The organism is Nocardia sp. NPDC058519 (assembly GCF_042719755.1).
GTDB lineage: Bacteria > Actinomycetota > Actinomycetes > Mycobacteriales > Mycobacteriaceae > Nocardia.
Map to the genome: position 1 here is coordinate 108,798 of NZ_JBHXNK010000012.1, position 26,818 is coordinate 135,615.

Below are 26,818 nucleotides of genomic sequence, written 5' to 3' on the forward strand. Positions count from 1 at the left end.
CCCGAGCCATCGAGGAGCCAGCGATATGAGTCGTCCGGTCCGTATCGGAGTCCAGCTTCAGCCGCAGCACGCGCCCGATTACGGCCTCATCCGCGACGCGGTGTTGCGGGCCGAGGACGCCGGGGTCGACATCGTCTTCAACTGGGATCACTTCTTCCCGCTCACCGGCGACCCGGCGGGCGCGCATTTCGAATGCTGGACGATGCTCGGCGCGTGGGCCGAGCAGACGGAGCGCGTCGAGCTCGGCGCACTGGTCACCGGTGGTGGCTACCGCAATCCCGACCTGCTCGCCGATATGGCGCGCACGGTCGACAACATCAGCGGCGGCAGGCTGATCCTCAGCATCGGCGCCGGCTGGTTCGAGCGTGACTACGACGAATACGGCTACGAGTTCGGCACACCGGGCAGCAGGCTGAACCTGTTGAAGGACAGCATGTCTCGCATCACGGCCCGGCTCGCGAAGCTGAATCCGGCACCGGTCAGGGAGATTCCGATCCTCATCGGCGGCGGTGGTGAGCGCAAAACGCTGCGGCTGGTCGCCGAGTACGCCGACATCTGGCATTCCTTCTCCGACGCGGCGACCCTGGTGCAGAAGAACAAGGTGCTGGCCGAGCATGCGGCCGAAGTCGGCACCGATGAGTCCAGAATCGAACGCTCGGTGCCGTGGCGCGGGCGCGACGGCGCGAAGGCGCTGCACGACGCCGGTGCCACCCTGTTCACCGTCGGCGTCTCCGGTCCCGACTACGACCTCACCCAGGTGCACCGCGCCATCGAATGGCGAGATGACGTGAACCCCGCGCTGCTCGAGGGCCTCGCATAAGCCCTGACCACCCCGTGGCGCCGCGATGCGCAACCTTCGATGTGCAAGGTTGCGACTAGGGTCTATCGGCATGGCAGGTGTACGAACTCGGGCGCGGATCGCTGCCCTCTTGCTCCTCGTCGGTGTCGCGGCGACCGGTTGCGGTGGCTCCGACAGCAGCTCGGCGCGCGATCTCTGTTCCCCACCCGGGCCATCGGCTGCCGCCGCCGCGCCGACCAATCTGGCCGCGGGCGAGACGGCCGGCGCCGACCGCTACACCACCGCGACAACGGCACCGGTCGACTCGATCGACACCGCGAAACTCGGTCTGCTCAACCCGGGCACCCTGAGTGTCGGCACCCTGTCCGACGCGCCGCCGAGCATCTGCGTCAACGGCCAGGGCGCCTTCACCGGCTTCGACAACGAACTCCTCACCGCGATCGGTGCGAAACTCGGTCTGCGCGTGGAGTTCTCCGGCACCGAGTTCGCCGGGCTGCTCGCCCAGGTGTCGGGCAAGCGCTTCGATGTCGGCTCGTCCAACATCACCACCACCGACGCCCGCCGCGAACTCGTCGGCTTCACCAACGGCTACGACTTCGGCTACTTCTCCCTGGTCGTCCCGCAGGGCAGCGCGGTGAAGGGCTTCGGCGACCTGAACCAGAGCTCGCGCATCGCGGTGGTGCAGGGCACCGTGCAGGACGAATTCGTGGTGAACCAGCTGAAGCTGGATCCGGTGAAGTTCCCCGACTACAACACCGCCTACGCGAATCTGAAGTCCGGCCAGGTCGACGCCTGGGTCGCACCGTCGGCGCAGGCCGAGGGCGCGATCAAGCCCGGTGACGGAATCGTGGTCTCGCAGAACACCTTCAGCCTCGACAACTTCGTCGGCTACGCGGTGGCGAAGAACAACCAGCCACTGATCGACGCGCTCAATTCCGGTTTGGACGCGGTGATCGCCGACGGCACCTATGCCCGCCTCTACGCCGACTGGGTGCCGCGCGAGCTCCCGCCGGGCTGGAAGCCCGGTTCGAAAGCCGCACCCACACCCCAACTCCCGGACTTCAAGGCGCTCGCGGCCGAGAATCAGCCTGCCGATACCGAACAGGTCGCGCAGAAGTCGACCCTGCAACAGCTGAAGGACACCTTCTTCGACTGGTCGTTGTACCGCAAGGCTTTTCCCGATCTGATCAAGACCGGCCTGCCGAATACCCTGATCCTGGCAGTGGTTTCGGGTGTCCTCGGCACCGTGATCGGCATGCTGCTCGCGGTGATGGGCATTTCCCGCACCCGCTGGTTGCGCTGGCCCGCCCGCGTCTACACCGACATCTTCCGCGGCCTGCCCGCCGTGGTGATCATCCTGCTCATCGGCCTCGGCATCGGTCCGGTGGTCCGCAATATCACCGGCGGGAACCCGTACTGGCTCGGCGCGGTGGCGCTTGCCCTGCTCTCGTCGGCCTATATCGGCGAGATCTTCCGCTCCGGTATCCAGTCGGTGGAGCCAGGTCAGCTCGAGGCCGCGCGTGCCATCGGTTTCGGATACCGCCAGTCGATGACGCTGGTGGTGATCCCGCAGGGCGTGCGCCGGGTGCTGCCCGCGCTGATGAACCAGTTCATCGCGCTGATCAAGGACTCGTCGCTGATCTATTTTCTCGGCCTGCTCGCCTCCCAGCGCGAGCTGTTCGCCGTCGGCCGCGACCTCAACGCCCAGACCGGCAACCTGTCCCCGCTGGTCGCCGCAGGCTTGATGTATCTGGTGCTCACCATCCCGCTCACCCACCTGGTCAACTACATCGACCAGCGCATGCGCACCGGTAAACCCACCCCCGCCGACCCGATCGAGCAGGCAGTCATCACAGAAGGGCGAGGCGCGTGAGTGCATCGTTGACCGGCACCGGGCTCGAGCTCACGCTCGGCAACAACCACATTCTGCGTGGTGTCGACATCCACGTCGAGGCAGGTCACGCCACCACCGTCATCGGCCCGTCGGGCTCGGGCAAATCGACCCTGCTGCGCGTGCTCAACCGCCTGCACGAACCCGATTCCGGTGACGTGCTACTCGACGGCAAATCGGTACTGAAAGACAACCCCGACAAGCTGCGCCAGCGCATCGGCATGGTCTTCCAGCAGTTCAACCTGTTCCCCCACAAGACCGTCGCCGACAACATCGTGCTGGGCCCACGCAAACTGCGCGGCCTGTCCGCTGAGGAAGCCCGCGCGCTGGCGATCGAACAGCTCGAGATCGTCGGCCTGGTCGACAAGGCCGACGCCAGGCCCGCTTCGCTGTCGGGCGGCCAGCAGCAGCGCGTGGCCATCGCCCGCGCGCTGGCCATGAAACCGGAGTTGATGTTCTTCGACGAGGCCACCTCCGCGCTGGACCCGGAGCTGGTCAAGGGGGTACTCGCGCTGATGGCCGACCTCGCCTCTGGCGGCATGTCGATGATCGTGGTGACCCACGAGATGGGCTTCGCCCGCGAGGTCTCCGACAGTGTCGTGTTCATGGATCAGGGCGTCGTCGTGGAGACCGGCACCCCCGACGCCCTGTTCGACGACGCCAAGACCCCACGCCTGCGCCGCTTCCTCGATCAGGTCCTCTGACCAGGTAAGGGGCCTCACAGCAACGCATGCGCAACTGCTAATGTCGGAAGTGCTTCAGCTCCATTCGATCAGTACCGGACCGAGTTCCGGGAAACCGGAAAGAGAGAGCCGATGACCACCACGCACGCCGAACATCCGCAGCACACCCATGTCCACGGCCCCACCTGCGGCCACGTCGCCGTTCCGCACGAGGATCACGTCGACTACGTCCACGACGGCCACCTGCACCGCGAACACGAGGGCCACTTCGACGAGTGCGAGACCTCCGCACACGTCGAGCACGCCGCCCACACTCACCAGCACGGTCCCGGCTGTGGGCACGTCGCCGTTCCGCACGGCGACCACGTCGACTACATCCACGACGGTCACCGCCACGCCGCGCACGCGGGCCACTACGACGATCACTGACCACTGGGCCCGGCCCCGCCTCGGGCGGGGCCGGCTGCCCGTATTACCACCGGCTCGACGATCGATCGGTTCCCCGGATACTGTCTGTGCCCTGCGGCCTGCGTCATGCCTGCCGACTCATGGATGGGGAATTTTCGGCCGATGGGCAAAACATTCAGGCGCACAATGGCTTTCGGTGTCGTCGGCAGCGTGCTGGCGGCGTGCGTCGCCACCTTCGGCGCGGGCAACGGCCTGGCCGAGGGCGGTGATCCGATCATCGAAGCCAAGAAGCTCCTCGCGACGCCGACCACCGCGAACGGCTCGAACATCATCTCGAGCAGGGTCGATGATCGAAATCTGACCATGCTGGTCTTCTCCGCCGCGATGAACAAGGCCATCACCGTGAAGGTGCAGCGCCCCGCGGACGCCTCCGTGCCGCGCCCGGCGCTCTACCTCCTCAACGGCGCCGGTGGCGGCGAGGACCGCGCGACCTGGTGGCAGAACACCGACGTCGGCGATTTCCTCGCGACCAAGGACGTCAATGTGGTTATGCCGATCGGCGGCGCCTGGGCGTACTACACCGACTGGCAGCACGACGACCCCGCGCTGGGCCGCAACAAATGGCGCACCTTCCTCCTCGACGAACTCCCACCCCTGGTCGACGCGGCCCTCGGCACCAACGGCGTCAACGCCATCGCCGCCAACTCGATGACCGCCACCGCGGTCCTGCAATTGGCGCAGGCCAGGCCGGGCTTCTACCAGTCCGTCGCCGGCTACAGCGGCTGCGCGCAGATCTCGGACCCGATCGGCAAGCAGTTCACCAAGCTGGTCGTGGAGACCTACGGTGGAGGCGATGTCCGCAATATGTACGGTGCCGACGACGACCCTGCCTGGGTGGCCAACGACCCCGTCGTCCACGCCGAGAAGCTTCGCGGCACAAGGCTGTTCGTCTCGGATGCCTCCGGTCTGCCCGGCCCGCACGACCGCATCGACGACCCGTACATGATGAATCCGACGCCGTTCGGCCTGGCCAATCAGCTCGTCGTCGGCGGCATCATCGAGGCCGCTGTCAACTGGTGCACCCGCAATCTCGAGACCCGGCTGGGCGAGTTGGGGATTCCCGCGACCTTCGATCGTCAATCGAGCGGCACGCACTCCTGGGGCTACTGGCGTGATGCCTTCTACCGGTCGTGGCCGGTTCTCGCAGCGGGATTGGGACTTCCCGAATAGCCGTGCGCTCAGCCGGTGACGGTGGCGAAGGCGGCCCACAACAGAGGTGAGTTCTCGGGCGCCGGTGCGTCGCGCCATGCGGCCAGCCGAGACCTTTGCCAGGTCAGCAGGGTGGGGATGGGTGTGGGTGAATCGTGGGCGGTGTCCACGGCGCAGATGGCCGATTGCAGTGGGTAGGTCGTAGTGGGGGTGAGGGTGTGGAAGGCGTGGTCGGTGGGGAGGGGCCAGCGGGTGGCCGTCACCAGTTCCGCACCTGCCGCCATGGCCGCGGTGGTGAGGCCGAGGGCCTCGGTGAAGCGCAGGTCGCCGCCGCTCTCGCAGGCGATGAGGGCGACGCGGCTCGGCATCGGCCAGAGGTCGCAGCCGGATATCGGGGACGGGTCGAGGGAGTGGGTGCCGAGGAGGAGGTCTTTCGCCGAGAGGGGCCGGTGGGTGCGGTTCGTCGCCGCGAAGCCCCGGGTGCCCGCGGTGCAGCTGAGGTGGAGTTCGGCGTGTTCGCTCTGGCCGGATTCCGGTGCGGGGGCGGTGACATGGCCGACGTAGACGAGTCGGCTCGCACCCGCCCGAAGAACTTCGGACAGCCAGTCGCGGTCGGTGTCGGCGCGGCGGAACAGCTCCACGGGATCGTCGGCACGGGGGACTACGCGATCGCCGTAGCGGCCGAAGTGCTCGGCCACCAGGGATTGCGCACTCGGTCGGCCGAGCACCGAGCCGAGCTCTGAGTCGGCGCGGAATCCGGGCACCCGAGGATCGAGCACCGCGACCACCGGCAGAGCGTGAGTGTCCTTCCAGCGGCGCACGATTCGCTGCGGTGCGTGAACCACCGACACCGGCGCGAGCAGGCTCACATCGGCGATATCGAGCAGCCGGATCGCGGGATCGGGGGCGATGATCTCCCACGGCACCTGCGCCAGCCGAGGCGAAGGCTGAATCCGCAGATGCGGCCGAACCCCGCGCTGTGAGAGTTCATAGAGCTGCACAGCCAGTCCATACGGCAACAGGGTGCGTGATAATGCCTGCGCCAGAGCGCTTTCCGCGGCTGGGTCGACCAGCGCGCCCTCGGTCATCACGCGCCGCAGATCCTCGGACCGGGTGGGATCGGGCACGGCCTCGGCCAGCATCCGCAACGTCTCACGCACCTGATCGCGGGGCAGTGTCGCGACACCGCGTCCGAGCGCCTCGTCGACCCATCGCCACGACACGTAGACATCGCCCGCATCGGCCATTCTGATGAGCGCGGTCGGTGTGTTCGGGGAAGGCGGTTGGGCGATCACAGCGCGAGTACCCGTCGGTCGCGGACCGAGCGCCCGTAGCGTTGTTCGGCGTAGGTGATGAAGTCCGCCAGCACTATTCGATCACCGTCGGTGAGTCGAGGTGGGAGTGCGACGGGGATTCCCGCCGCTGCCGCCACGTCGGCGAGTGCGGCGCCGAGTTGTAGTGCGGGCGTGCTTATCTGCTCGGCGGGCATCGGATCGAGTAACTCGAAATCGAGGGTGGGTGTGCCGGAGTCGGTGTAGGCGGTCAGATCGAGAGTTGTTCCCGCGCATTGGGTATCGATCAGGTCGCTGACCAGCTGACCGTTGCCGGAAAGGGCGGCGCAGTGGAAAGCCAGGCGCATGGCCGGTTCGGCGACGGTGCGGTGCCAGTGTTCACGCTGGTTGCCGTTGGGGAGGGTGTGGCGAACGGCGTCGATGGCCAGGGCGGCCGGGACCGATAGCGAGACCGCGCGGGCCAGTAGTTCCGAATCCGGTTGTGCCGCCTGCTCGATCGAGGCGTAGAGGAGTTCGGCGTGCCAGTAGTCGAGTTGGGCGCAGTGCATCCCGAGCCCGTGGCCGGCGTAGACCGCGAACGACGCGTCGAGTAGCTCTTCGGCGACCGCGAGATCACCCTCGGCACAGGCGAGGGTGGCCATGCGCAGGCGAACATCCGCCGCGTCCACCACCGCGCCGGTGGAGTCGAACCGTTCGAGCGCCCGCTCGTAATGCCCACGCGCCGTACCGAAGTCATCCCGGCGTTCGGCGAGAAAGCCCATCGTCTTGGCCCCGATGCCGGACCAATGCCCCAATTCGCCTGCCTCGAAGAACTCCTGACTGGCCCGCAACGGCTCCTCGGCGTCGTCGAAATGGCCCGCCCGCACCAGCATGGTGGCCAGATTCTGCCGCGACTCGGCGACGGAGGCCTCCTCGCCCGCCGCGAGGAAAGCAGCCACCCCCTGCTGGGCGAAGTCGATGGCCAGCTCCCACCGTCCGGTTTCGAAGGAGCTGGCTGCCAGATTCATCAACGGGTGACCGGCCAGTTCCGGTGCGAAACGCTCTGTCACACCGAGAGATTCGGTGGCCAAAGCGCCGGCGCGCGCCCACTGCTGCCGGTGCAACGCCACCGCTGTCAGCGACAGCAGGCACGCCACCCGCAACAGCCCCTGATCGGTGCTGTCGGTAAGCAGCGCGTGCGCCTCCTCGAGTACATCCTGCGCGGCATCGAACTCGCCCAGATGCTGGAAAGCCTGCGACAAGTTCACCAAAGCCGCAGGACGCTGATGCGCTGCGTCCTCGGGCATTTCAGCGAGTGCCGTCCGGAACAGCACCACCGACCGTCGGTGATCGCCGAGCTCATCGGCCATACTCGCGGCATTGATCAGCGCCGCGCTCCGCAACCGCGGCGCCGCACCGTCGGCCGCCTGCTCGAACATCTCCAGCGCCGCGACCACATCGCCACGCTGATACGCCGCATACCCCGCGGTGAGCTGCGCATCGTCGCCCTCCGAGGTTCTTCCGGTGGCTGCCATCTATCTGCTCCTGCTCGCGGTCATCAGAAGTCCTCGTCCGTTTCGGCTGCGTCGGTTTCGGCGCTCAGGCGTGGTTCGCCGGTGGGTTCGGTGAGGCGACGGCGGGCGAACCGGCGGATTCGATCGCGAACCGCCGACTCGTCCACCGGATCGGCCGGACCGACTCCGGGAACGAAAACGGTTATCTCAGGCGATATCTCCGATTGTCCGGGGATTCGCACCGCTCCCGTCCAGGCGTCTCCGCTCAGGTGCAAGGGCGTCGTGAACTCCGTGCCTGCCGACCTCACCCGCGCATACGGCCGAAGATGGTCGGCGACCACGCGCGGACAGTCCGGTGCGGCAACCACACTGACCCGCACCGTCGATACCCCGGCCGCCCGCGCCACCTGCCACGACACGGCCTGCTCGCCCGCGTCGAGAATGCCGGGCGGGCAACGCCGCCAGTCCCAGCCACCACTACCCCGCGCGACGATCAGCCCGTCGGAGGAATCCGCGCCACCGGCCGCCAACGCGTAATCCTCAGCGCGACCACGCGATCGACCGATCGACTCGGCATCGCCTTCGGCGGTCTCCGCCACGTCGGCCACCGGCTCGCGGGATCGCTCGTCGACCATCATCTCGCACTGCTCGGTGAGCACCTCGATTTCCTCGTGCAGCAGCCGGGGATCCAGCGCGGGAATCCCGTCGACGGTCGACGCGGGCCACCACCGACTCGCCCAGTGCGCATAGGCGAGTCGACGCAGGGCCGCCGCCGATTCCGGCCGAGCAGGCACGGCTGTCAGTGCTCGGGCGTGATTGTCCGCGACAGCCAGTGCGACCTCTTCGCCGTACACCGCCCACACCCAGTCTTGCGCCGCCTCGACATCATCGAGCACCGCGCCGGGTACCAGCTCATTGTCGAGCAGGTTCCAGCTCAGATGTCCCCCAGCAACTTCGAGCACCAGCGCATCGAGCCCCGGCACGGCATCGGTGACCAGTGGTGCCCCGTCAGGCGCGATGACGAGCAGGCCGGGCTCCGCATGGCGAAGATGGACGACAGTCATCAGCTGGCCCTCGCTTCCATAACGCTCGCGGCGTCGGCGGTCAGCGCCTGTTTGACCCGGGTGCGGTGGTCCAGAATCACCGACCGGGCGACACCGTCGAGCAGATCCCACAGCTCACCGGGATCGAACACCGGCAGCTCACGCACGTCCCGACCGTGCAACCGCACCCACAACCTGCGCGAATACGGCCGCCACGGTGTACGTAACTCGGCGGCCACCGCCGCGAGCGGCCCCGACCGGCCGTCGACCACATGGACCGCGTACCGACGCGCTTGTAACACATACCCTTCCCGTCGCCAGCGACTGTTGACCACCTCGTGCGCGCGCGATGACGGCCCCCGGCCTGCCTCACGGGATTCTTCGACAGCCGTGTCGATCGGTGCCAGACCGAGCGCCAGTTCGGACCCCGCCGCCGCGGCGATCCGCAGCGATTCATCGAGCAGACCCCACGGCGAACAACTGCGTGAGATCTCCCGGGTCACCAGCGCCGGAATCTCGGGCAGGTCGGTGCGATCGATGCTGCCCTGCAACACCGTGAAGACCCGTTCGTACACGGTCCGGTCGAAGGGCAGACCGAGACTCGCGGTCGACGCGGACGCGCCCAGCTCGGGTCGTTGTGGGCTGGAAAACGTGGTGAGCCCCAGGTCGTCGGCGCCGGCATCGGGATGTTCGAGCCACAAGGCGATCCCGCGGTGGGTGCCCGCGCGGTTGTCGAGGAGGTCGTCGAACAAGGGACCGGCGTCGGCGGGATCACCCGAATGGGCGAGCGTGCAGGCTTCGAGCAGCTCGGTCAGTTCGGCTGCCAGGTCACGGGCTCCGTAGGGGGCGAGCGGGCGTCGCGCCCAGGCGATACCGAGCAGTTCTGCCAGCTCGGCGGCTCGATGTGGTTCGGTGACATGGCGTTTCAGCGCTGCGGTGGTGCGCCCGCCGGTGCTGTCGTGGACTTCCCGCAGCATCGCCGCGGCCCTCGCGTGCCCGCTTTCCCCCGCGGGCGCACCGGCCACGGTCGCCAGCTCGAAACAGCGCTGGAAGTAGAGATCCTGTGCGTTGCCCTCGGTGATCCGCAGCCGGCGCCGCACCTGCTTCAGGACGCCGAACCACGCCGCACATGCCCGCAGCGCATCGGACTGCGCGTGCACCAACGCCGTGAGCAGCGCGATCGCATCCTCGTCGAGCACGCTCGAAGCCAGCACCGGGTGCTGCATCGGCCGGAGCACCAGCGGATCCAGAATCAACTTCACGGTCCGCCGCAACGGCCCACCATCGGCCCCACTCAACGCGTCGACACCGTCGAGTCCCCGCCACACCTCATCGAGCACCATGGCGCGCGGTCTCCGCATCCGACCAGGTTATAGGTATTTTCCGCGGCCGGTGCGGCGGTTGTGCAGCGCGAAAGTTGGGATCGGTAGGCGGCGCGGGATTTCTACCTTTCTCTCAACGGGTTACCAACCCGCCGACACCGAGAGAAACGGAACCACCATGAACACCAAGCTGATCGCCGCCCTCGCCGCTTCCGCCGCCGCCACCGCGCTGTTCGTCACCGGATGCAGCGACGACGCGGGCACCGCCTCCCCGAGCACCCCCGGATCGGCAGCGCCTGCCCCGGCCGCCGGTAAGTCCACCGCCAGCGTCGGCGGCAAGGAATTCACCGCGAAGTTCGACACCACCTGCGCCAAGCAGGGCGGCACCCTCGCCCTCGCGCTCACCGACACGGCCAACGCCACCTACGGCAGCCTCTCGGTCAGCGCGTCGGTCGAAGGCGAGAAGGTCCAGGCCGTCGCCATCGGCGGTAGCCAGGGCGGCGCCAACGGCCTGCCCTACGCCGTCGGCTACGGCAACGGCCAGCCCGGCGGCGCCGCGACCCTGGCCAAGGACGGCAACACCTACCGCATCACCGGCGAGGGCATCAGCGCCGACATGACCAACCCGCTGGCGGGTCCGTCCACGACCAAGTTCGACATCACCTTCGCCTGCTCCACCATCGTCGGCGCCTGACCTCATCTGCGACCCGGGCACACACCGCAGTTCTCGGCGCGCCTCCGCCTCTGGACTGACCGGAGGGTGCGACGAAGGAGTGCCCGGAGGGAGGGAAGAGGCGGAGTCAAGCGCCGAGAACCGCGGCACCAGCCGCAATTAGACAAGGAGAATCATGAAATCCAAGCTGCGTGCGGCCGCGGTCGCCTTCGGAATCCTCGCCATCGGCTACTACCTCTACTACGGAATCACCTACACCCCTGACGAATACACCGGCGCGATGCTCGGCTGGGTCGGTCCCCAGATGGCCCTGCCGATCATCGCGTTCACCATCGTCCCCATCGTCTTCGCCTTCACCGGCGACGGCATCCTCGAAGCCTTCACCGGCCGCAACAGCAGCGAGTTCCGCGACGCCGCGGTCGGTATCGGCACCATTACCTCGTTCCGCCAGACCGGTGTCTCGGTGAACGACCAGCCCCAGGTCAAGATCGCCTTCCGGGTCGAAGGCGCCGACGGGAAGGTCTTCGATTCGCACGCCAAGATGATCGTTCCGCTCACCGAACTGGCCCTGCTGCAGCCGGGCGTCGTCCTGCCGGTCCGGTATCTGCCGGGCCGCACCGACAAGGTCGAGGTCGACCGCTCCGGCGACAACGGCGCCGCCCAGCGGGCGATGAACGAATCGCTCATCCGCAAGGGCATCACCACCCGTGGCAAGCTCGACATCGCCGAACGCGGGCTGGCCGCCCAGGCGGTGGTCCGCAGCCTCGATGTCCCCGGTCGCATCCGCGGCGGCTACACCGAGATCGCGCTCGGCCTGGTGGTAACCCGCCCCGACGGCACAACTTTCGAGACCCGCGCCGAGAAGTACCTGTCCCCGTCGGCGGTCGGGGCGGTCCAGGTGGGCCGGATAGTGCAGGTGCACTACCTGCCCGGCAACGAGCAGGAGGTGGTGATCTCCCTTCCGGTCAACGCCTGATGACAACCGCATACTCACTCGGCGCGTGCTATCGCTGATCCATCCGTGATCGGTCACAGCGCGCGCCGAGTTTTGGTCGTCCGTTCATCTATGCGTTCCCGATGGCTCGCTTGGGCTGCTTACGGTGCCCGAAGTCCGTTCTACTCAGGAGTCACCGTGAGTCCGAAACCGCTCGCCCTGTTCGTCAAGCACGACGGTCAGTCGGCACGCGCCGCCCTGACCTGTGAATACAAGTGCGGCAACGCCTGCTTCCACGAGGTGCCCAACACCTCCGACGGTGCGTACTTCGGTGACATCGTCGCCGGGCTCAACCGCCGTGGCCTGATCAAGGGCGGCGCCGCCGTCGTGCTCGGAGTCGGCGCGGTGAGCGTGCTGGCCGCCTGTGGCGACGACAGCTCCGACACCGGCTCGAGCCCCACCGGCTCGCCCGGCACCGGCACCGGTTTCACCGCCGTCGCGCCGAACAAGGAAGACGCGCTGGTCATTCCGGAGGGCTACGAGCAGTCCGTACTCATCCGCTGGGGTGACGCGGTTATCGAAGGCGCACCGGCGTTCGACTTCGACAAGCAGACTCCCGCGGCCGCGGCCAAGCAGTTCGGGTACAACTGCGACTTCGCCGGACTGCTGCCGATCGAGGGCCAGGCAGACAAGTACCTGCTGGTCGTGAGCCACGAGTACAGCACCGAGCCGATGATGTTCCGCGGCTACAAGAAAGACGCGCCGACCCGTGAGCAGTTCGACATCGCGTTGGCCTCGCACGGCCTCAGCGTCGTCGAGGTGCACGGGCAGTCTGGCTCGGGCCAGCTGAAGCCCGCGTTCGGCAAGTACAACCGGCGTATCACCGCGACCACCGAGTTCGAGGTCAAGGGTCCGGCCGCGGGTAGTGCGCTGCTGAAGACCAAGGCCGACCCGACCGGCACGAAGGTGCTCGGTACCCTGAACAACTGCTCTGGCGGTGTAACCCCTTGGGGCACAGTGCTTTCGGGTGAAGAGAACTTCAACCAGTACTTCGGCAACGCCGCGAGCGTCACCGAACCCGCCGCCGCGGCGCGCCTGAAGCGCTACGGCATCGAGGGCGCGGCTTCCGAGCGCAAGTGGGAGAGCTTCGACCCGCGCTTCGATGTCGCGGCCGAACCCAACGAGGTCAACCGTTTCGGTTACGTCGTCGAGGTCAACCCGTGGGACGCGAGCTCGGCTCCGGTCAAGCACACCTCGCTCGGCCGGTTCAAGCATGAGGCCGCCACCATCCACGTGACCGGCGACGGCAGCGTCGTGGCCTACAGCGGTGACGACGAGCGTTTCGACTACATGTACAAGTTCGTCTCGACCAAGAAGGTGCAGCCGGGCGTCGGCGCGTCGAGTATGCGCCACAACATGACCATCCTCGACGAGGGCACCCTGTACGTCGCCAAGCTGACCGGCGATCACGCCGCCGAGATCGACGGCTCCGGCAAGGTTCCCAACGGCGGCTTCACCGGCAAGGGCCAGTGGATTCCGCTGCTGGAGACCGGTGCCGACGGCAAGGGCAAGTCCCTGGTCGAGGGTATGTCCGCCGAAGAGGTCGCGGTGTTCACCCGCCAGGCCGGTGACAAGGTCGGCGCCACCAAGATGGACCGTCCCGAGGACTTCGAGACCAACCCGAAGACCGGCAAGGTCTATGTCGCGCTGACCAACAACTCCAACCGCGGCGCCGACGGCAAGCCAGGTGTGGACGAGGCCAACCCGCGCAAGCTGAACAAGAACGGCCAGGTCCTCGAGCTCACCGACAACCACACCGGCACCGGCTTCACCTGGACGTTGCTGCTGGTCTGTGGTGACCCCACCACCGCCGACACCTACTTCAGCGGCTTCGACAAGTCCAAGGTCAGCCCCATCTCCTGCCCGGACAACCTGGCCTTCGATCCGTACGGCAACCTGTGGATCTCCACCGACGGCAACGCGCTCAAGTCCAACGACGGCCTGTTCTCGGTGGTCCTCGACGGCCCCAACCGCGGTGAGACCAAGCAGTTCCTCACCGTCCCCCGCGGTGGCGAGACCTGCGGCCCGATCGTCACCGAGAAGCAGGTCATCGTCTGCGTGCAGCACCCCGGTGAGTCCGACGACGCCTCCATCGAGAAGCCGCTGTCGAGCTGGCCCGACGGCGGCGCTTCCCAACCCCGCCCCTCGGTCGCGGTGGTCTGGAAGAAGAACGGCGGTCGGATCGGCGTCTAGCCGGCCACCGATCCGCTGACGAGACCGCTACTCGGCTGGGCGAGTAGCGGTCTTGTCGTTTCACGGTCGATCTCGGGGTGGCGGCGATCACCCGAACAGCGCTTGTCTCCTTTTGTGGCCAATCACAATCGGCCCTGCCTTTTGTAACGTGTGTCACTGGCGTGGGTAAGCTGCGGCAGGTTGCTGCCACACGTGCAGCGGGTTAGTGGGGCTTTGAAATGCGCGCATGGGTCAACAGTGTTGTTGTGGCGCTCGGTACGGTTCTCGCGCTGGCGGCAGGGCCTGCCGCCGCGCAACCGCAGGAACCTGTCACAGGGCCGCTGCCGGTGCCGTTCGATCTGGGGGCGGGCATCCTGCCCGCGGGCCTGTTTCCCGCTCAGGCACCGCCGGGTGCCAACGACTGGAACTGTCGACCCAGCGCCGAGCACCCGAATCCGGTGGTGCTGGGGAACTCCACGTCGACTTCGCAGGCGATCGCGTTTCAGGCCGGGGCGCCCTACCTGAAGAACAACGGCTACTGCGTCTTCACCTTCAATTACGGCAACATGGCCTGGCTGCCCGGCCAGGTCCCGTTGCAGGCTCTCGGTGACATCCGGAGTTCGGCGCGCGAGTTGGCCGTTATGGTCGACCGGGTGCTCGCCGCGACCGGCGCCGCGAAGGTGGACCTGGTCGGCCACTCCCAAGGTGGCGGAATCATGCCGCTGTACTACCTCAACGTGCTCGGCGGTGACGCCAAGGTCGACAAGATGGTCGGTATCTCGCCCAGCAATCACGGCACCACGTTGAGCACGATCGCGTTCCTGCGCAGTTTCATTCCGCCGGTGGGGTGGTGGATCTACGACGGCCTCGGCTCCGTCGCGCCCGCGCTGACCCAGCAGGCGATCGGCGACGGCTTGTCCACGGAGGTGTACGGGGCAGGCGATACGCGACCTGGCGTCACCTACACCACGATCGTCACTAAATACGACCAGATCGTGACCCCGTACGACCAGCAGTATCTTTCCGGTCCGAACGTCACCAATATCACTCTCCAGGATGGATGTCCGGCCGACATGTCGGAGCATCTGGCGACTATGTACAGCGAACGAGCGTGGCGCTTCGTGCTCAACGCGCTCTCGCCCAGCACGGCCACTCCGGTGCCTTGTATGGCAGTGAGCCCGTACTTCCCCAACGTTCGTTGACGGCTCAGCTACTGCTGAACAAGCCCGACATGTTGGCGAAGTCGGCGAGGTCGCCCTGGGCTCCGCTGTAGATGTTGACGTCGGTGGCGCCGCCGATGCCGGGGACGGCGCCGCGGTCGGTGGTTTGCCAGAAGGTCCAGGTGGGCCAGTTGCCGGGGACTTCTGGCTTGTCGTTGCCGCTGTAGTCGGCGATCCAGAGCGGGTATCCGGTGAAGATGCTGGTGTCGGCCATCGCTGTCTTCCAGAAGTTCGGATACGTGTAGATGATCGGCGTGCGGCCGGTGAGGAATTGCAGGGCGTCGAGGTAGCGCTGGGTCCAGTCGATGAGGTCGGCGGGGGCGAGGCCGCCGGAGGTTTCCAGGTCGAGCACCGGTGGGAGGTCGAGGGGGCCGTTCTGGCCGAGGACCGTCGCCGCGTACATCGCGGCCTGCGGTTCGGGCGGCAGTTCGGGGCGGGCGAAATGGTAGGTGCCGCGCGCCACCCCGGCGGTGCGCATCAGGATGCTGTCCTGCACGAAGAACGGATTGACGTAGTGCAGGCCCTCGGTGGCCTTCACCATCGCGAACTGATGTCCGGCCGCGCGCACCGCGTGCCAGTCGATCATCCGGCCGTCCACATGCTGCCAGGACGACACATCCGGCCCGCTGGGCTCCGCCTGCGCGGTAGCCGGTAGCGCGAAGACCAGGGCGACGAGCGCAATACAACCACGAACCGTCGAACTCCAGCGCTTGGTGTCCATGGTCGTCGACCGTAGTGGCTTGTTGCTGGAGTGACCAGTGGTGTTGGTGGGTGTCTGTGAATAGTTACGGAAAGCCTGTCGGTCCGTGCCCGTATCTTGGTGCGGACATCGGCTGACAGGGAGTGGTGGGCATGGCGCGCAAGCGTGAGGTGCGGTTCGAGCCTGCGGTGGCGAAGCCGGGGGCGCTGCGCCCGGCGGTCTCGCCCGGCGACGACCCGATCGACGAACTGACCGTGACCGACGTCGAATATCGCGAAGCGGATTTCGCCGAGAGGCACGTCTCCGGCGTGAGCGTCGAAGCCTGCCTGTTCGACAGCGTTCGATTTCCGAGCACCCTGCGCCACAGCACCATCGCCGAATCCACGCTGCGTGTCTGCGATCTGGCCAACGTGCAGGCCGACGACTCCTCGATGATCGAAACCCTGATCGAGCACGGTCGTCTCACCGGATTGTCGTGGACCGCGGGCGTTCTCCGCGACGTGCTGATCGACTCCACACGCGCCGACCTGTCCTCCTTCGCCCAATCGCGGATGCGCACAGTGGTTTTCCGTGACTGCGACCTACGTCAAGCCGACTTCCAGAGCACCGAGTTCCGCAATGTCCGCTTCGAACGCTGCAACCTCGTCGGCGCCCGCTTCACCGGCGCCCGCATCCAGCAGAACCTCCGCTTCGAAGACTGCGACCTCACCGGCATCTACGGCATCACCGCGCTGCGCGGCGCCACCATCAACGGCGGCGACCCGGAAGGACTGGCATCGACTCTCGCGCGCGAACTCGGCATCACCGTCGAATGGCAGGCCGCCATCGGCGAGGACTAGCCGAGCCAATCGAGAACCGAAGCGGCGGTCCAGGATTGCTGCATGCTGCCGAGTGGAGCGCCGGTGAACGGCTCGTAGTACTCGGCGAAGCTGCCGTCGCTGGCCTGGCGCAAACCTTCGGCGCGGAGCATGTAGGAGCGCTCGGCCCAGCCTCGGTGGGCGAAGGCCCAGGAGAACAGCCAGCTCATGACCGGCCAGACGGGGCCGCGCCAATATTCGCGGGGGCGGAAGTCTCCGGAAACGGGGGAGGTCGATGGGGGCAGGGCGTAGCGGAGGTCGGGGTGCCCGCAGAAGCGAGGGCCCTCGAAGGTGTTGAGGAGGGCCCGCTCGGCGTGGCGGGACAGGCCACCCGAGATCAGCGGCGCGAACATGGCCAGGGTCTCGGTGCTGATCCAGCGTTGCAGGCGGACGTCGTAATCCCTTGCCGCGCCGGTCCGTTCGTCTGTGGTGGCGACCACGCCCGCGCGGAAACGTTCGGCCCAGCCGTGTAGTTCGCGGACGTCGGCGTGCGGTTGCTTGTATTCCTCGCCGATGTCGGCCAGCACCTCACAGGCCAGCGCGAAGATCGCCGAGACGAACACGTCCTCCACGGCGAAACTCATCACCGAGGTGAGCTGGAAATCGTCGTAGTTCGCGCGCCGCATCTGCTCGACCAGCCACAGGTAGCGGTCGTATTCGCGGTCACTCGGACGCTGGGTCGGGTCGGAGACGATCGAGGTGTCCGCGCGACGATACGGCGGAAGATCCTTCCCCGGAACAACATTGGCGTAGGCGCGGTCCCAGCGCGGCGAGTTGTCCATCCCGGATTCCCAGCCGTGGTACAGCGTCACCCGCCCGGTTTCCTTGGGGTCGCGGGCATGCGCGAGCCAGCGGTGCCAGCGCACCAGATCGGGCCAGCGCCGGTTCAGGAATTCCTCGGCGACGGCGCGGGTGGAGCGGCCGTGCCTGCGGGAATGGTCGAGGATGCGCTGCACGGCGATGGCGTGCACCGGCGGCTGGGTGATGCCGGACGTGTCGGGGCCGTCGGGTGCGTTCGCGGCCAGCTTGCGGCACTCCCAGCGCGCGGGCCCGGGGAAATACCCGTCGACACCGTTGGCGAAGACGATGTGCGGGATCATCCCGTTCTTCCACTGCGCCGACAGCAGCGTGTCGAGCTCGACCACGGCCCGCTCCACGCTCAACGGCGCCAGCCCGACCGCGACGAACGCCGCGTCCCAGCTCCACATGTGCGGGTAGAGGCGGGGCGCGGCGCTGGTCATCGTGCCCAGGTCGTTGCCGCGCAGGAGGTAGGCGGCGCGGGCCGCGAGCTGCGTCGAGGTGAAACCTGGGTCGGTCATCTATCTATTCTGCGGCTGGGCAGACCCGCTGGCATCTCGGCGGCACTGTGACGATCAGTACCCGGCTTGACGCGGCGTGTTCTGGGCGGCCGACCCCACCGAGCTGAGCATGGTGGTGATGCACAGGCCGACCACCAGGTTGATCACCGCGGTCGCGATCTTGGCATCCAGGTCGGCGACCAGCGTGAACGGCAGAATCACCGCGACGGCGGTGAGGAGCAGACAGATCCAGGTGAAGAAGGTGAGCGGGCTCGGCATGGCCAGCAGCAACACCATCAGCAGAGCCGTCGCCAGCAGCGCGGCGCCCGCGGCGGCGATGGCGTAGGAGGTGGTGGAGACGGTGCCGTACGCGCCCGCGCCTTCCGGCGACAGGATCGCGATGCCGAGTACCCCGCGGATCAGCATGATCGCGACCACCACCAGCAACGCGGCGACAGCGGCCGTGCCGATACCGCCCGCCCACAGCTTGCCCACATTGACCTTGGGTTCCGGCTCGCCCTGGTGGGGATACTGCGGCTCACCCTGGCCGTGGGCGTACTGCGGCTGACCCGGGTGCTGGTGGTACTGCGGGTTGTCTGGTCCGTAGTTGTACCGGGGATCGGTCATAGTCCGACGGTACTAGTCGGTGCTGTCATCCGCTTGCGGAAACGGTCAGCCTGTCGAGATCTCCGTGCCCGCTAGCGTGGGACCCATGACGGTGACCAGTACTCCCGCCCCGACCGCTCTCATCACCGGCGCGAGCCGCGGACTCGGCGCCGCGATCGCCCGCGAGCTCGCGCCCACCCATGACCTGCTGCTGGGCGCCCGCTCCGCCGATGCGCTGAAGCCGATTCTCACCGAGCTGCCCGACGCGACCGGCTGGCCCGTGCCGCTCACCGACTACCCCGCCGTGGCGGCGGCCGCCGAGCGGATCTCGCGGCTCGATGTCCTCGTTCACAACGCGGGCATCGCCGATCTCGGTACCGTCGCCGAGTCCTCGGTCGAGCAGTGGCGCGAAACTCTCGAGGTCAATCTGATCGCCGTCGCCGAGCTGACGCGGGTGTTGCTGCCCGCGTTGCGCGCCGCGAACGGGCATGTGGTGCTGATCAATTCGGGTGCGGGTCTGCGCGCGCATCCTGGTTGGGGTTCCTACGCGGCGAGCAAATTCGGGCTGCGCGCTTTCGCTGACGCGCTGCGTCAAGAGGAGCCATCGCTGCGGGTGACCTCGCTGTTCCCCGGCCGCATCGACACCGATATGCAGCGCGCGATCGTTGCCGACGAGGGTCGTGAGTACCGGCCGGAGGAATTCCTCACCGCCGAGACGGTGGCCGGTGCCGTGCGAACCGCCCTCGACACACCGCGTGACGGGCATCCGACCGAGATCGTGCTGCGTCCCCGCTGAAAGAGACCATACGATTCGGTATGGTCGCCGGTAACCGCGTCCATGGGGCCGACGCTGGAATTCGCACAGAGGTATCCGCTGGTTCAGGTGCTCGATGGATTCGGTGGGTACCGTCCCGCTGATTTGATCGTGCCCTGGCTCGCGGCGAGGTGCACCCGGTTTCGAGTAGGGGTTGGTAAGTGGACAGACGTCGAATGCTGGCGATGTTGGCCGCGGGTACCGCCGTGGCGCTGACCGGCTGCGCGACCGCCGAAGGCGAGACCGTCGAGGCCGGGTCCGCCGGTGAGATCCCCACGCCGCCAACCGTTCCGGCCCCCGCACAGCCCCTGCTCCCGCCCCCGCCGGGCGGCCCGAAGTCGATCATTCCCCCGAAACCCATCACCGCGCTCCCGGGTCAGGGTCTTTCCATGGCACTGACCGTCGATGACGGAGCCAGCCCCGAAGTCGTTGGCGCCTACGTGAAATGGGCCAGGGACACCGGCGCCCGCTTCACCTTCTTCGTCACCGGCTACTACGAATCCTGGACCATCCACCGCGACGCGATGCGCCCGCTGGTGGACTCGGGCCAGATTCAGCTCGGCAACCACACCTGGGATCACGCCGCCTTGACCAAGATCGGCACCACGGAGGTCGCCGACCAGCTCAGCCGCACGAAAACATTCCTGCGCAACAACTTCGGCGTCGACGGCACCCCGTTCTATCGCCCGCCGTTCGGCTATCACAACGCCACCGTCGACAAGGTGGCCGCCGACCTCGGCTACACCGTCCCCACCATGTGGTACGGCTCGCTCTCCGACTCAGGCCTCATCACCGAGGAATACCTGATCGAATGCGCCTACAAGTACTTCGCCGCCCAGTCGATCATCATCGGCCACGCCAATTTCCCCCCGGTCACCCATTGCTACGGCCAGCTCGTCGACATCATCAAGGAACGCAACCTGTCACTGGTGACGTTGAACGACGTTCTCCAGGTGCGAGCCTGAGTCGAACCGGCGCTCGCTCGGCAGTGTCCCCGGCGATGTGACCAGGGTCAGGGATCGTTCCGTTCGGCGGCGGAAGCGGCCATCGGCGCTGGCAGGAAGATTTTCAGTTTACTTAGAGCGAGTATCCTGCCAGCTGTGCCCCGCAGTGGATCGGCGCGGTCGGCGGATGATCGGCGGTGGCCCGACTTCATCGCGTTAGGCGTGTTGACCAGGGTTTTTCCACCCGATGTCGTCGACGCGGCGCTGATCGAGTGCGGTCGGGTCGAACGCCGCGATCGACTGCTGCCCGCGCGTTTTGTGGTCTACTACGTGCTCTCGCTGGCGCTGTTCGCTCCCTCCTCGTACGAGGAGGTGATGCGCAAGGTCACGGCGGGGCTCGAGTGGGCATTGGGATGGCCACACCAGAGGGTGGTTCCGACGAAGGCCGCGCTGTTCCAGGCGCGTAAGCGCTTGGGCCCGGAACCGCTGCGTGTGCTGTTCGACAAGGTGGCGGTGCCACTGGCCGATCCCCGGTTTCCCGGGGGTTTCTACCGATCCTGGCGGCTGATGAGCGTTGATGGATCGACATTGGAACTGCCGGGTAGCGAGGCGAATGTCGAGCAGTTCGGTCCGCCGTCCTCCAGTGTGGGCCCGTCGTTGCCCCGGATGCGGGTCCTCGGGTTGGTCGAGTGTGGTTCACGCGCGGTCATCGATGTCGCGTTCGGGACCTGCCGCGACGACGAGCAGGCCCTGACCGAATCCGTCGCGCGGTCACTGTGCCCAGGGATGCTGCTGCTCGCCGATCACGCGCACTTGCGCCACCATCTGTGGGACCTGTGCAGATCCTCCGGGGCGGACCTGCTGTGGCGGGTGGCGTCAGATGTCGCGCTTCCGGTCGAAAAACGTTATCCCGATGGGTCTTTCGTATCACATGTGTACCCGGGTACGCGCGGATATCACAATGATCGCGACGCGATCCTGGTGCGGGTCGTGGAGTATCCGTGTGCCCCGTCCGAAACCGCCCCGGTCGGCGGCGCGGAACGAACCGGTCGGCTGCTGACCACCATTATCGATCCCGCGGCCGCACCCGCGGACGAGCTGGTCGCAGTGCACACCCGGCAGCCAGACGTCGAGACGTTGTTCGGGGTGCTCGCGACCCGTCGGCGGGGGGCGGGCGCGGTGCTGCGGTCGAAGTCGCCGGATGGCGTGATCCAGGAGCTCTACAGCTATCTGTGCGTGCACTACGCGGTTCGCTGCATGATGCAGTGGAGCGGTGCCGCGGGCCCGGTCACCGGCCGCGTTAAGTAAACGACCCGGTCGACTCTCCCTGTTGCGCACGTCACGTGTGACGTGTCACAGTTCCTCCACTCAATCGTTACCGAAAGGTAACTGTGAACGTTGGAAACAGGAGTTTTGCATGGTCAATGTAGTTCGCACGCAGATCGCTGCGGTTTTTGCGACAGCCCTCACGGCCGGTCTTGCCCTCGTGGCCGCCGCGCCCGGCGCCCAGGCGACACCGAGTCTCAGTCCCTATGTCGCGATGGGTGACAGTTACAGCGCCGGATCGGGGATCCTCCCGCTTGACCCCAACGTCACTCCGGTGTGCGCGCGAACCACTCGCAACTACCCGAACCTCGTGGCGAAGTCGCTCGGTCTTGCCTCGTTCACCGACGTCACCTGCGGTGATGCCGACACCACGCACTTCTACAAAAAGCAGTACCCGAGTCTGACCCCACAGCTGGATGCGGTCAACGCCGATACCAAACTCGTCACGCTGACCATCGGCGGCAACAACAACAACACATTGATCAAGGTGATCGCCGCCTGCATGAGCGCCGGAACGGCGACGCTCGGTCAGGGCAACCCGTGCGAGGAGATCTACGGCGGCCGATTCGTCGACGACATCCAGAACAAGACATATCCCGACGTCAAGAAGACGCTCGCCGACATCCGTGCGAAGGCACCGTCGGCGAAGGTCGCCATCGTGGGTTATCCCCAGATCATGCCTGCCGACAACAGCAACTGCTTCTTGAAGATGCCCATGGCCAAGGGCGACGTCCCCTACATCAACAACATCCAGGCCACCCTCAACGGTGTGGTCAAGCGAGCCGCCGACGAGACTGGCGCCACCTTTGTCGACATGTCGAGCTCGGTCGGCCATGACGCGTGCAAGCCCATCGGTACCCGCTGGGTAGAGCCTGCCGTGTGGGGTGTGAACGTCGTGCCGATCCATCCGAACGCGACCGGTATGCAGAAGATGGCCGACCAGGTGCTGGCCGCGATCCGCTGACACCACGACAAGACCGGCCCCTGCGCGCGCGGGGGCCGGTCTTTCGTCGTTGCCAAGGGCAGCTGCCCTCGGCTCGAGCCGGAGGTCAGACGACGATGTTGACCATCTTGCCCGGCACCACGATGATCTTGCGGGGCGCTTGACCCTCGAGCAGGGCGATGACCTTCTCGTCGGCCAGGGCGGCGGCCTCGATCGACGCGGGGTCGGCGTCGGCGGGGACCTGGATTCGGCTGCGCACCTTGCCCTTCACCTGGATCGGGTACTCCACCGAATCCGCGACCAGTAGTGCGGGATCGGCAGTGGGGAAGGGGCCGTGGGCCAGGGAGGTGTTGTGGCCCAGGCGTTCCCAGAGTTCCTCAGCGATGTGGGGGGCCAGCGGAGCGAGCATCAGCACCAGGGGTTCCACCGCCGCGCGGGGTGCACCGGTGGGGTAGTTCTTGGTGAGGTGGTTGGTGAGCTCGATCAGTTTGGCGCCCGCTGTGTTGTCGCGCAGGGCGGCCAGGTCTCCGTCGACACCGGCGATGGTGTGGTGCACCAGGCGCAGGGTTTCATCCGACGGGGCGGCGTCGGTGGCCTTCACCGTGCCGGTCTCCTCGTCGACCACCAGACGCCACACGCGCTGCAGGAAGCGGTGCGCGCCGACGACATCCTTGGTCGCCCACGGGCGCGAGGTGTCCAGCGGACCCATCGACATCTCGTAGAAACGGAAGGTGTCGGCGCCGTACAGATCGCACATCTCGTCGGGCGAGATGGCGTTCTTCAGTGACTTGCCGATCTTGCCGTACTCCTGGAAGACCTCGATCTCGACACCATCGGCACCGGTCCAAAAGAACTTCGCGTCACGCTCGACGATCTCGGCGGCGGGCACGTACGCGCCACGAGAGTCCGTGTACGCGTAAGCCTGCACCATGCCCTGGTTGTACAGGCGGCGGTAGGGCTCGCTGCCGGACACATCGCCCAGGTCGAAGAGCACTTTCTGCCAGAATCGCGCGTACAGCAGGTGCAGCACCGCGTGCTCCACACCACCGATGTACAGGTCGACACCGCCGGGGTCGTTCGGGCCGTGCTCGGCCGTGCGCGGGCCCAGCCAGTACTGCTCGTTCTCCTCGGCGCAGAACGTCTCGGCGTTGGTCGGGTCGGCGTAGCGCAGCTGGTACCAGGAGGAACCGGCCCAGTTGGGCATGACATTGGTGTCGCGGCGGTACTGCTTCGGCCCGTCGCCCAGGTCCAGTTCGACGTTCACCCAGTCGGTGGCCTTGGCCAGCGGTGGGGACGGCTCGGAGTTCGCGTCGTCGGCGTCGAAGGTGACCGGCGCGAAATCCTCCATCTCCGGAAGTTCCACGGGCAGCATGGATTCCGGCAGCGCGTGCGCCACACCGTCGGCGTCGTAGACGATCGGGAACGGCTCGCCCCAGTACCGCTGACGGGCGAACAGCCAGTCGCGCAGCTTGTACTGGACGGTGCCGGTGCCGTGCCCCTCGGCTTCGAGGTGCCCGATCATGGTGGCCTTGGCCTCGTCGACCGAAAGTCCGTTCAGGAAACCGGAATTCACCAGTTCGCCGTCGCCGGAGTGGACGGCTTCGCCGACGTCGCCGCCCGCGATCACCTCGATGATCGGCAGACCGAGTGTGGTCGCGAAATCCCAGTCGCGGTGGTCGTGGCCGGGCACCGCCATGATGGCGCCGGTGCCGTAGCCGCTCAGCACGTAATCGGCGATGAAGATCGGCACCTGCGTGCCGTCGGCCGGGTTGGTGGCGTAGGAGCCGAGGAAGACGCCGGTCTTCTCCTTGTTCTCCTGACGTTCCAGATCCGACTTCGCCGCGATCGACTTGCGGTATGCGGCAACGGCTTCGGCCGGGGTGGCGCTGTCGTTGGTCCAGCGGGCGTCGGTGCCGGCGGGCCAGGCATCGGCGGTCAGCTTGTCGACCAGCTCGTGCTCGGGGGCCAGCACGACATAGGTCGCGCCGAACAGGGTGTCGGGTCGGGTGGTGAACACCTCGATGGTCTCGCCGTCGGCGTCGAACCGCACCTGGGCGCCACGTGAACGCCCGATCCAGTTGCGCTGCATGGACTTCACGTTGTCCGGCCAGTCCAGCGTGTCCAGGTCGTCGACCAGGCGATCGGAGTAGGAGGTGATGCGCATCATCCACTGCCACATGCGCTTACGGAACACGGGGAAGTTCCCGCGCTCGCTGCGTCCGTCGGTGGTGACCTCTTCGTTCGACAGCACCGTGCCAAGACCTGGGCACCAGTTCACGATCGAATCCGACTGGTAGACAAGGCGATACGAGTCGATCAGCGCACCGCGTCCGGCCGCCGACATGGTGTTCCAGTCACCGTCGGGAACCGGACGCGCGCCCGTGGCGAACTGCTCTTCCAGCTCGGCGATGGGGCGGGCGCGCCCGGCTTCCTGGTCGTACCAGGCGTTGTAGATACGCAGGAAGATCCACTGCGTCCACCGGTAGTACTCGGGGTCGGTCGTGGCGAACGAGCGCCGCGGGTCGTGGCCGAGGCCGAGGCGGTCCAGCTGACGCTGCATCGTCGCGATATTGGCCTCGGTGGTCACCCGTGGGTGCGCGCCGGTCTGCACGGCGTACTGCTCGGCGGGCAGACCGAAGGCGTCGTAGCCGAGTGCGTGCAGCACGTTGCGGCCACGCATGCGGTGGTAGCGACCGAACACATCGGTGGCGATATAGCCGAGCGGGTGACCCACGTGCAGGCCCGCGCCCGAGGGGAACGGGAACATGTCCTGGATGAACAGCTTGTCGGTCGGCGTCTCGCCGGCGAGCGGCCCTACCGGGTTGGGCGCGTTGAAGGTGCCGCGCTCGGTCCAGTTCTGCTGCCAGCGGCGCTCGATCCGCCCAGCCAGCTCGGCGTTGTACCGGTGCTGAGGTACGTCAGTCTCGGTTGCACGAGTGTCCTGCACGGTCCTGCCTTCTTGTTCTCGCCGATCCCCGGTAAACATCGTCTAACAGCGTAGAACGTCGGTGCGAGGTGATTTCCCAAGGGCCGAGAACGTGCCGCCCGGTCCTGTGCGGCCCCGTCGGCGCGCACCGGCGGTGTGTGGCCGGTCACCCTGGGCGGGGAGCCCTGATTTCGGGTCTTTACGGGTGCGCTAGCCTGCATGAATGGTCGTCGTCGCTCTCCTGTTGTTCGCGCTGGCCGCGGTCGCCATCGTGACCGGCGTGCTCGGACTGCTCGGCAAACTGCCCCGCAACCGCTTCCTCGGTGTCACCACCGAAGCCGCGCTGCACAGCGACGACAATTTCCGCCTCGCGAACCGGATCGCCGCCCCCACCTCTGTCGGCGCGGGCGCCCTGCTGTTCGCCGGCGGCCTGGTCGTGCTGGTAGCCGGTGGCTTCGCCGGCCTCGGCGTAGCCGCACTGGTCGCGGTAATCGCGGTCTTCACCCTCGGCGCGGGCGCCAACGCCGCAGCCCGCACAGTAGAGCCACTGCTGCCCCCCGCGCCCGTCGGCGGCTGCGGCTCCTCCTGCGGCGGCTGCTCCCTCCGCGACACCTGCGCGCCCGCCAACTGACCTGGCGGAAGGCCCTGCGATCCCGTACAACGAAAGTACGGTCTGAGCAGGGGGAGTTCCTCATGATTTTCGGCGCGTCGTTTCTCGTTGGGTTGGTCGGTGTGATTGTCGCCGGCCATGCGTTGCCCGTCGGTCTCGCGATAGTGGGCATCGCGGTGGTGCTGCTGGTGACCGGTGCGGTTCTGCAAATACGCGATGCTCGTCGTCTGCGGTCCGGGTATCAGCGCCGACGCTTCGATACCGGTGGGAAGGCAGGTCGGCGCGGGATCGACGACGCGGACTCGCTGAGTACCACCTACGACGGTGGGAATTCCGGTTCCGGCGGCGGTGGTGGTGGGGACTGACCGTCGGCATTCCGCTGCGGCACCCGTCGGGTAGCGGTGAGTGGTCGGCGGTGTGGCAATCGGCGGTGGCGGCTGGTCCTGCGCTCCGGTACAACTGAGGCAGGACCTTGATCGGGGGGGAATCGTGAAGGTTGTCGGGGCGGGGCTCTTGCTCGCATTGGTCGGGGCGATCACTACCAGCTATTCGGCGGTCGCGGGGATTGTCGTGCTCGTCGTCGCGGCTGTTGTCT

24 protein-coding genes are annotated in these 26,818 nt (G+C 67.0%); 16 read left to right on the plus strand and 8 right to left on the minus strand.

The genetic code is table 11. The features are described from left to right. Window positions 1-25: 25 nt before the first annotated feature. The 5 genes from ACFWPK_RS16005 (at window position 26) to ACFWPK_RS16025 (ending at window position 5,011) form a co-directional block, all read left to right on the plus strand. Window positions 26-820, plus strand: coding sequence for an LLM class F420-dependent oxidoreductase (locus tag ACFWPK_RS16005; protein ID WP_378916116.1), 795 nt, complete (start codon window positions 26-28; stop codon window positions 818-820). A 70-nt stretch (window positions 821-890) separates the two neighbouring features. Beyond that, window positions 891-2,672: an ABC transporter substrate-binding protein/permease gene (locus ACFWPK_RS16010; RefSeq protein ID WP_378916119.1), complete on the plus strand. Its 1,782-nt coding sequence runs from the start codon at window positions 891-893 to the stop codon at window positions 2,670-2,672. Then, window positions 2,669-3,394, plus strand: coding sequence for an amino acid ABC transporter ATP-binding protein (locus tag ACFWPK_RS16015; protein WP_378916122.1), 726 nt, complete (start codon window positions 2,669-2,671; stop codon window positions 3,392-3,394). Before ACFWPK_RS16010 ends, ACFWPK_RS16015 begins: the two co-directional genes overlap by 4 nt. A 111-nt stretch (window positions 3,395-3,505) precedes the next feature. Further along, entirely contained in the window at window positions 3,506-3,802 is a 297-nt protein-coding gene (locus ACFWPK_RS16020; protein ID WP_378916125.1) for a hypothetical protein, read from the plus strand. Window positions 3,803-3,943: 141 nt separating this feature from the next. Further along, window positions 3,944-5,011 carry an alpha/beta hydrolase gene (locus ACFWPK_RS16025; RefSeq protein ID WP_378916128.1) on the plus strand — a complete coding sequence of 356 codons (1,068 nt, stop codon included), beginning with the start codon at window positions 3,944-3,946 and terminating at the stop codon, window positions 5,009-5,011. An 8-nt stretch (window positions 5,012-5,019) separates the two neighbouring features. On the opposite strand, the gene ACFWPK_RS16030 is transcribed toward ACFWPK_RS16025, so the two are convergent. Genes ACFWPK_RS16030 through ACFWPK_RS16045 form a run of 4 tightly spaced genes read right to left on the minus strand, consistent with a single transcriptional unit; the run spans window position 5,020 to window position 10,161 of the window. Beyond that, complete coding sequence (locus ACFWPK_RS16030; RefSeq protein ID WP_378916283.1) at window positions 5,020-6,237, minus strand: CHAT domain-containing protein; 1,218 nt, start codon at window positions 6,235-6,237, stop codon at window positions 5,020-5,022. A gap of 44 nt (window positions 6,238-6,281) precedes the next feature. Next, the gene (locus tag ACFWPK_RS16035) at window positions 6,282-7,796 is read right to left on the minus strand and encodes a tetratricopeptide repeat protein (protein ID WP_378916131.1); all 1,515 of its coding nucleotides are present in this window, start codon (window positions 7,794-7,796) and stop codon (window positions 6,282-6,284) included. Between the two features lie 23 nt (window positions 7,797-7,819). Further along, window positions 7,820-8,839 carry a hypothetical protein gene (locus ACFWPK_RS16040; RefSeq protein WP_378916134.1) on the minus strand — a complete coding sequence of 340 codons (1,020 nt, stop codon included), beginning with the start codon at window positions 8,837-8,839 and terminating at the stop codon, window positions 7,820-7,822. Beyond that, window positions 8,839-10,161, minus strand: coding sequence for a hypothetical protein (locus ACFWPK_RS16045; RefSeq protein WP_378916286.1), 1,323 nt, complete (start codon window positions 10,159-10,161; stop codon window positions 8,839-8,841). The genes ACFWPK_RS16040 and ACFWPK_RS16045 overlap by 1 nt, the downstream gene beginning before the upstream one ends. Before the next feature lie 157 nt (window positions 10,162-10,318). On the opposite strand from ACFWPK_RS16045, the gene ACFWPK_RS16050 reads away from it, so the two are divergent. From ACFWPK_RS16050 to ACFWPK_RS16065, 4 genes are all read left to right on the plus strand, one after another. Next, window positions 10,319-10,834 (plus strand): lipoprotein LpqH, encoded by a 516-nt coding sequence (locus tag ACFWPK_RS16050; protein WP_378916136.1) that lies wholly within the window; start codon window positions 10,319-10,321, stop codon window positions 10,832-10,834. Window positions 10,835-10,988: 154 nt separating this feature from the next. After that, a complete protein-coding gene (locus ACFWPK_RS16055) occupies window positions 10,989-11,789 on the plus strand; it encodes a hypothetical protein (protein ID WP_378916139.1) in 801 nt (266 codons plus the stop codon). A gap of 156 nt (window positions 11,790-11,945) precedes the next feature. After that, window positions 11,946-14,000: a PhoX family protein gene (locus tag ACFWPK_RS16060; RefSeq protein ID WP_378916142.1), complete on the plus strand. Its 2,055-nt coding sequence runs from the start codon at window positions 11,946-11,948 to the stop codon at window positions 13,998-14,000. Between the two features lie 245 nt (window positions 14,001-14,245). After that, window positions 14,246-15,181, plus strand: coding sequence for an esterase/lipase family protein (locus ACFWPK_RS16065; RefSeq protein WP_378916145.1), 936 nt, complete (start codon window positions 14,246-14,248; stop codon window positions 15,179-15,181). A 4-nt stretch (window positions 15,182-15,185) separates the two neighbouring features. Here the strand turns inward: ACFWPK_RS16065 and ACFWPK_RS16070 are convergent, their stop codons facing one another. Next, window positions 15,186-15,920, minus strand: coding sequence for a glycoside hydrolase family 25 protein (locus ACFWPK_RS16070; protein ID WP_378916147.1), 735 nt, complete (start codon window positions 15,918-15,920; stop codon window positions 15,186-15,188). A gap of 131 nt (window positions 15,921-16,051) precedes the next feature. On the opposite strand from ACFWPK_RS16070, the gene ACFWPK_RS16075 reads away from it, so the two are divergent. After that, on the plus strand, window positions 16,052-16,738 hold the full coding sequence (locus ACFWPK_RS16075) for a pentapeptide repeat-containing protein (RefSeq protein ID WP_378916150.1): 687 nt from the start codon (window positions 16,052-16,054) through the stop codon (window positions 16,736-16,738). On the opposite strand, the gene ACFWPK_RS16080 is transcribed toward ACFWPK_RS16075, so the two are convergent. Then, complete coding sequence (locus ACFWPK_RS16080) at window positions 16,735-18,075, minus strand: amylo-alpha-1,6-glucosidase (RefSeq protein ID WP_378916155.1); 1,341 nt, start codon at window positions 18,073-18,075, stop codon at window positions 16,735-16,737. The two genes, ACFWPK_RS16075 and ACFWPK_RS16080, sit on opposite strands and share 4 nt — an antisense overlap. Before the next feature lie 54 nt (window positions 18,076-18,129). Beyond that, entirely contained in the window at window positions 18,130-18,681 is a 552-nt protein-coding gene (locus ACFWPK_RS16085) for a DUF6069 family protein (RefSeq protein WP_378916158.1), read from the minus strand. Between the two features lie 85 nt (window positions 18,682-18,766). On the opposite strand from ACFWPK_RS16085, the gene ACFWPK_RS16090 reads away from it, so the two are divergent. The 4 genes from ACFWPK_RS16090 to ACFWPK_RS16105 all read left to right on the plus strand — a co-directional run bounded on the left by ACFWPK_RS16090 (window position 18,767) and on the right by ACFWPK_RS16105 (window position 22,708). After that, complete coding sequence (locus ACFWPK_RS16090; RefSeq protein ID WP_378916161.1) at window positions 18,767-19,456, plus strand: SDR family oxidoreductase; 690 nt, start codon at window positions 18,767-18,769, stop codon at window positions 19,454-19,456. Window positions 19,457-19,650: 194 nt separating this feature from the next. Then, on the plus strand, window positions 19,651-20,439 hold the full coding sequence (locus ACFWPK_RS16095; protein WP_378916289.1) for a polysaccharide deacetylase family protein: 789 nt from the start codon (window positions 19,651-19,653) through the stop codon (window positions 20,437-20,439). A 135-nt stretch (window positions 20,440-20,574) separates the two neighbouring features. Then, on the plus strand, window positions 20,575-21,726 hold the full coding sequence (locus tag ACFWPK_RS16100; RefSeq protein ID WP_378916164.1) for an IS4 family transposase: 1,152 nt from the start codon (window positions 20,575-20,577) through the stop codon (window positions 21,724-21,726). 109 nt (window positions 21,727-21,835) lie between these two features. Continuing rightward, entirely contained in the window at window positions 21,836-22,708 is an 873-nt protein-coding gene (locus ACFWPK_RS16105) for an SGNH/GDSL hydrolase family protein (protein WP_378916166.1), read from the plus strand. An 85-nt stretch (window positions 22,709-22,793) separates the two neighbouring features. Here ACFWPK_RS16105 and leuS read toward each other — a convergent pair whose 3' ends face one another. Next, the gene (gene leuS, locus ACFWPK_RS16110; RefSeq protein ID WP_378916169.1) at window positions 22,794-25,634 is read right to left on the minus strand and encodes a leucine--tRNA ligase; all 2,841 of its coding nucleotides are present in this window, start codon (window positions 25,632-25,634) and stop codon (window positions 22,794-22,796) included. Between the two features lie 202 nt (window positions 25,635-25,836). Between leuS and ACFWPK_RS16115 the strand changes: the two genes are divergently transcribed. Both ACFWPK_RS16115 and ACFWPK_RS16120 read left to right on the plus strand, forming a co-directional pair. Next, window positions 25,837-26,244, plus strand: coding sequence for an SdpI family protein (locus tag ACFWPK_RS16115; RefSeq protein ID WP_378916172.1), 408 nt, complete (start codon window positions 25,837-25,839; stop codon window positions 26,242-26,244). 62 nt (window positions 26,245-26,306) lie between these two features. Then, on the plus strand, window positions 26,307-26,588 hold the full coding sequence (locus ACFWPK_RS16120) for a hypothetical protein (protein WP_378916175.1): 282 nt from the start codon (window positions 26,307-26,309) through the stop codon (window positions 26,586-26,588). The last annotated feature ends 230 nt before the right edge of the window (window positions 26,589-26,818 follow it).

Coding starts and splice junctions, on each gene's coding strand:
- ACFWPK_RS16090 (WP_378916161.1), top strand. CDS start 18,767: ATGACGGTGACCAGTACTCCCGCCCCGACCGCTCTCATCACCGGCGCG.
- ACFWPK_RS16050 (WP_378916136.1), top strand. CDS start 10,319: ATGAACACCAAGCTGATCGCCGCCCTCGCCGCTTCCGCCGCCGCCACC.
- ACFWPK_RS16005 (WP_378916116.1), top strand. CDS start 26: ATGAGTCGTCCGGTCCGTATCGGAGTCCAGCTTCAGCCGCAGCACGCG.
- ACFWPK_RS16010 (WP_378916119.1), top strand. CDS start 891: ATGGCAGGTGTACGAACTCGGGCGCGGATCGCTGCCCTCTTGCTCCTC.
- ACFWPK_RS16020 (WP_378916125.1), top strand. CDS start 3,506: ATGACCACCACGCACGCCGAACATCCGCAGCACACCCATGTCCACGGC.
- ACFWPK_RS16070 (WP_378916147.1), bottom strand. CDS start 15,920: ATGGACACCAAGCGCTGGAGTTCGACGGTTCGTGGTTGTATTGCGCTC.
- ACFWPK_RS16055 (WP_378916139.1), top strand. CDS start 10,989: ATGAAATCCAAGCTGCGTGCGGCCGCGGTCGCCTTCGGAATCCTCGCC.
- ACFWPK_RS16115 (WP_378916172.1), top strand. CDS start 25,837: ATGGTCGTCGTCGCTCTCCTGTTGTTCGCGCTGGCCGCGGTCGCCATC.
- ACFWPK_RS16045 (WP_378916286.1), bottom strand. CDS start 10,161: ATGGTGCTCGATGAGGTGTGGCGGGGACTCGACGGTGTCGACGCGTTG.
- ACFWPK_RS16030 (WP_378916283.1), bottom strand. CDS start 6,237: ATGGCCGATGCGGGCGATGTCTACGTGTCGTGGCGATGGGTCGACGAG.
- ACFWPK_RS16075 (WP_378916150.1), top strand. CDS start 16,052: ATGGCGCGCAAGCGTGAGGTGCGGTTCGAGCCTGCGGTGGCGAAGCCG.
- ACFWPK_RS16080 (WP_378916155.1), bottom strand. CDS start 18,075: ATGACCGACCCAGGTTTCACCTCGACGCAGCTCGCGGCCCGCGCCGCC.
- ACFWPK_RS16085 (WP_378916158.1), bottom strand. CDS start 18,681: ATGACCGATCCCCGGTACAACTACGGACCAGACAACCCGCAGTACCAC.
- ACFWPK_RS16095 (WP_378916289.1), top strand. CDS start 19,651: ATGCTGGCGATGTTGGCCGCGGGTACCGCCGTGGCGCTGACCGGCTGC.
- ACFWPK_RS16105 (WP_378916166.1), top strand. CDS start 21,836: ATGGTCAATGTAGTTCGCACGCAGATCGCTGCGGTTTTTGCGACAGCC.
- ACFWPK_RS16040 (WP_378916134.1), bottom strand. CDS start 8,839: ATGACTGTCGTCCATCTTCGCCATGCGGAGCCCGGCCTGCTCGTCATC.
- ACFWPK_RS16025 (WP_378916128.1), top strand. CDS start 3,944: ATGGGCAAAACATTCAGGCGCACAATGGCTTTCGGTGTCGTCGGCAGC.
- ACFWPK_RS16120 (WP_378916175.1), top strand. CDS start 26,307: ATGATTTTCGGCGCGTCGTTTCTCGTTGGGTTGGTCGGTGTGATTGTC.
- ACFWPK_RS16035 (WP_378916131.1), bottom strand. CDS start 7,796: ATGGCAGCCACCGGAAGAACCTCGGAGGGCGACGATGCGCAGCTCACC.